Source organism: Streptomyces sp. NBRC 110611, from assembly GCF_001590865.1.
In the GTDB taxonomy this organism is placed as follows: domain Bacteria; phylum Actinomycetota; class Actinomycetes; order Streptomycetales; family Streptomycetaceae; genus Streptomyces.
Window position 1 is genome coordinate 352,419 of sequence record NZ_BBUY01000006.1, and the last position, 3,144, is coordinate 355,562.

4 protein-coding genes and 1 pseudogene are annotated in these 3,144 nt (G+C 70.8%); 4 read left to right on the forward strand and 1 reads right to left on the reverse strand.

The genetic code is table 11. The annotated features are described in order from the left end of the window. The 4 genes from AZE13_RS35680 to obgE all read left to right on the forward strand — a co-directional run. Positions 1 to 218 (forward strand): hypothetical protein (locus AZE13_RS35680; protein ID WP_181690361.1); only part of this gene is annotated, 218 nt, incomplete at its 5' end. A gap of 241 nt (positions 219 to 459) precedes the next feature. Beyond that, complete coding sequence (gene rplU, locus AZE13_RS17110; protein WP_066931925.1) at positions 460 to 780, forward strand: 50S ribosomal protein L21; 321 nt, start codon at positions 460 to 462, stop codon at positions 778 to 780. A 14-nt stretch (positions 781 to 794) separates the two neighbouring features. Further along, a complete protein-coding gene (gene rpmA, locus AZE13_RS17115) occupies positions 795 to 1,052 on the forward strand; it encodes a 50S ribosomal protein L27 (RefSeq protein ID WP_066931927.1) in 258 nt (85 codons plus the stop codon). Between the two features lie 138 nt (positions 1,053 to 1,190). Further along, positions 1,191 to 2,627 (forward strand): GTPase ObgE, encoded by a 1,437-nt coding sequence (gene obgE, locus AZE13_RS17120; RefSeq protein ID WP_066931929.1) that lies wholly within the window; start codon positions 1,191 to 1,193, stop codon positions 2,625 to 2,627. 150 nt (positions 2,628 to 2,777) lie between these two features. Here the strand turns inward: obgE and AZE13_RS17125 are convergent. Beyond that, positions 2,778 to 3,144: pseudogene (locus AZE13_RS17125) on the reverse strand (hypothetical protein); the annotation flags it as partial.

Sequence of the window (3,144 nt, forward strand, 5' to 3'; positions counted from 1 at the left end):
AGAAGGCGGCGGCGAAGAAGACCACCACCGCCAAGAAGACCGCGGCGAAGAAGACCACGGCCAAGAAGGCGGCGGCGAAGAAGACCACCACCGCCAAGAAGGCCACGGCGAAGAAGACCACTGCGAAGAAGACGACGACGAAGAAGGCCGCGGCCAAGAAGACCGCTGCCGCCGAGCAGGCCTCGGCACCGTCGGTGTCCGCTTCCGCGGAGGACTGACCGGCCAGACCGTGCCCCGGGCCGTCAGCGGCCCGGGGCCGGTTTGACCCCCTGGTCAAGGCCCCGTAACCTTGACCGTCGGTGTCTGGGAACCATTGGTGTCGCAGACCCGAACCCCTGAGCAAACACCTCTCGGTTCGCCGAGGGAGGCCGCTCGTCCCCTCGGATTCCACGGGCTGTCCCGAGCCCGTGAGAGCGGCTGGCATCAGAGGATCCGTTACCTAGCGAAAGAGAGCTCCGCGTGTACGCGATCGTGCGCACCGGCGGCCGTCAGCAGAAGGTTGCTGTCGGCGACGTCATCGAAGTTGACCGTATGGCCACCAACAAGGTGGGCGACACCGTCGAGCTCTCGACGCTGCTGGTCGTCGACGGTGACGCGGTCACCAGCGACCCGTGGGTCCTGGCCGGCGTGAAGGTCCAGGCCGAGGTCGTGGACCACCACAAGGGCGACAAGATCCGGATCCAGAAGTACAAGAACAAGACCGGTTACAAGAAGCGGATCGGCCACCGCCAGCTCCACACGGCGCTGAAGATCACCGGCATCGACGCTCCGGCGAAGTAAGGGACTGAGGAGACATGGCACACAAGAAGGGCGCATCGTCCACTCGGAACGGTCGCGATTCCAATGCTCAGCGGCTCGGCGTGAAGCGCTTCGGCGGTCAGGCCGTCCTCGCCGGTGAGATCCTGGTCCGCCAGCGTGGCACCCACTTCCACCCGGGCACGGGCGTCGGCCGCGGCGGCGACGACACCCTGTTCGCCCTGCAGCCCGGCGCGGTGCAGTTCGGCACCCACCGTGGCCGCAAGGTCGTGAACATCGTTCCGGTCGCCGAGTAATTCCGGCCCGGACGCACCACAGCACCACCCAGGGGCGGACCGCCTTTTCTCGCGAGAGCGGGAAGGCCGGTCCGCCCTTGGCGTGTTACGACAGAGACAACGAGACAGACAACTCCGCACCACCTGGAGGCACCCACCATGACCACCTTCGTGGACCGCGTCGAACTGCACGTCGCCGCGGGTAACGGAGGCCACGGCTGTGCCTCCGTGCACCGGGAGAAGTTCAAGCCGCTCGGCGGCCCGGACGGCGGCAACGGCGGCCGGGGCGGCGATGTGATCCTGGTGGTCGACCAGGACGTCACCACCCTCATCGACTACCACCACCACCCGCACCGCAAGGCCACCAACGGGCAGCCCGGCGCCGGTGACAACCGGGAGGGCAAGAACGGCCAGGACCTGGTCCTGCCGGTGCCGGACGGCACGGTCGTGCTCGACAAGAACGGCGAGGTCGTCGCCGACCTGGTCGGCCAGGGCACCACCTTCGTCGCCGGTCAGGGCGGCCGCGGTGGGCTCGGCAACGCCGCGCTCGCCTCCGCCCGCCGCAAGGCCCCCGGCTTCGCGCTGCTCGGCGAGCCCGGTGAGACCCGCGACATCGTCCTGGAGCTCAAGACCGTCGCGGACGTCGCGCTCGTCGGCTACCCGAGCGCCGGGAAGTCCTCCCTGATCTCGGTCCTCTCCGCCGCCAAGCCCAAGATCGCCGACTACCCGTTCACGACGCTGGTGCCCCACCTCGGCGTGGTCACGGCCGGTGCGACGGTCTACACCATCGCGGACGTACCGGGGCTGATCCCCGGCGCCAGCCAGGGCAAGGGCCTGGGCCTGGAGTTCCTCCGGCACGTCGAGCGCTGCGCGGTCCTCGTCCACGTCCTGGACACCGCGACCCTGGAGTCGCAGCGCGACCCGGTCACCGACCTCGACGTCATCGAGGCGGAGCTGGCCCAGTACGGCGGCCTGGAGGACCGGCCGCGGGTGGTCGTCCTGAACAAGGTCGACATCCCCGACGGCAAGGACCTCGCCGAGATGATCCGGCCCGACCTGGAGGAGCGCGGCTACCGCGTCTTCGAGGTCTCCGCGGTCGACCGCCAGGGCCTGAAGGAGCTGTCGTACGCGCTCGCCGACATCGTCGCCCGGGCCCGCGCCGCCAAGCCCGTCCAGGAGGCCACCCGGATCGTGATCCGGCCCAAGGCCGTGGACGACGCCGGCTTCACGGTGACGCGCGAGGGCGACGGGTTCTTCCGGGTACGGGGCGAGAAGCCCGAACGCTGGGTCCGTCAGACGGACTTCAACAACGACGAGGCGGTGGGCTACCTCGCCGACCGGCTCAACCGCCTCGGCGTCGAGGACGAGCTCCTCAAGCTGGGCGCCCGGGCGATGGACGGGGTGGCGATCGGCCCCGAGGACAACGCCGTGGTCTTCGACTGGGAGCCGTCGATGACGGCCGGCGCGGAGATGCTCGGCCGCCGTGGCGAGGACCACCGCTTCGAGGCCCCGCGCCCGGCCGCCCAGCGCCGCCGGGACCGCGACGCGGAGCGCGACGAGGCCGCCCAGGAGTACGAGGGCTTCCGGCCGTTCTGATCCGACGGGCACCGCGACCGTTCCGACGGTCACCGCGGCCCGTTCCGACGGATACGACGAGTGGGCCCGGGCCCCTGTGGAAACGTCCACAGGGCCCGGGCCCACTGCGCTCAGAGCCGCCCTGCGCGGCCGTGCACGGCCCGCTGTGCCTCAGACGGCGGCCGCCGCATCCGAGGCGCCACTGGCCTTGCGTTCGGCCGCCTCGGCGGCGTCCATGGCCTTCTCCTCCTGGGTGCGCTGCCCGGGGATGCCGGTCAGCCGCTTCTCCATCCGGACGCGCCGCTCGTCGGCCTTGGCGCACAGGGCCCGCGCGGCCAGGTTGAAGCGGACCGACGACGGCGGTTCCGACGGACCCAGCAGGTGCTCCTTCAGCTCGGCCCGCTCCGCCGCCAGCGTGTCCTTCTCCGGGTCGCGGACCGCGGCGAGCAGACCGGCCACGCCGGTGGCGTCGGGGGTGAGGATGGTCGCCGCCCGGACGGTCGGGAAGTTCACCCGGAAGTCGTGCTCCGTCATCCCC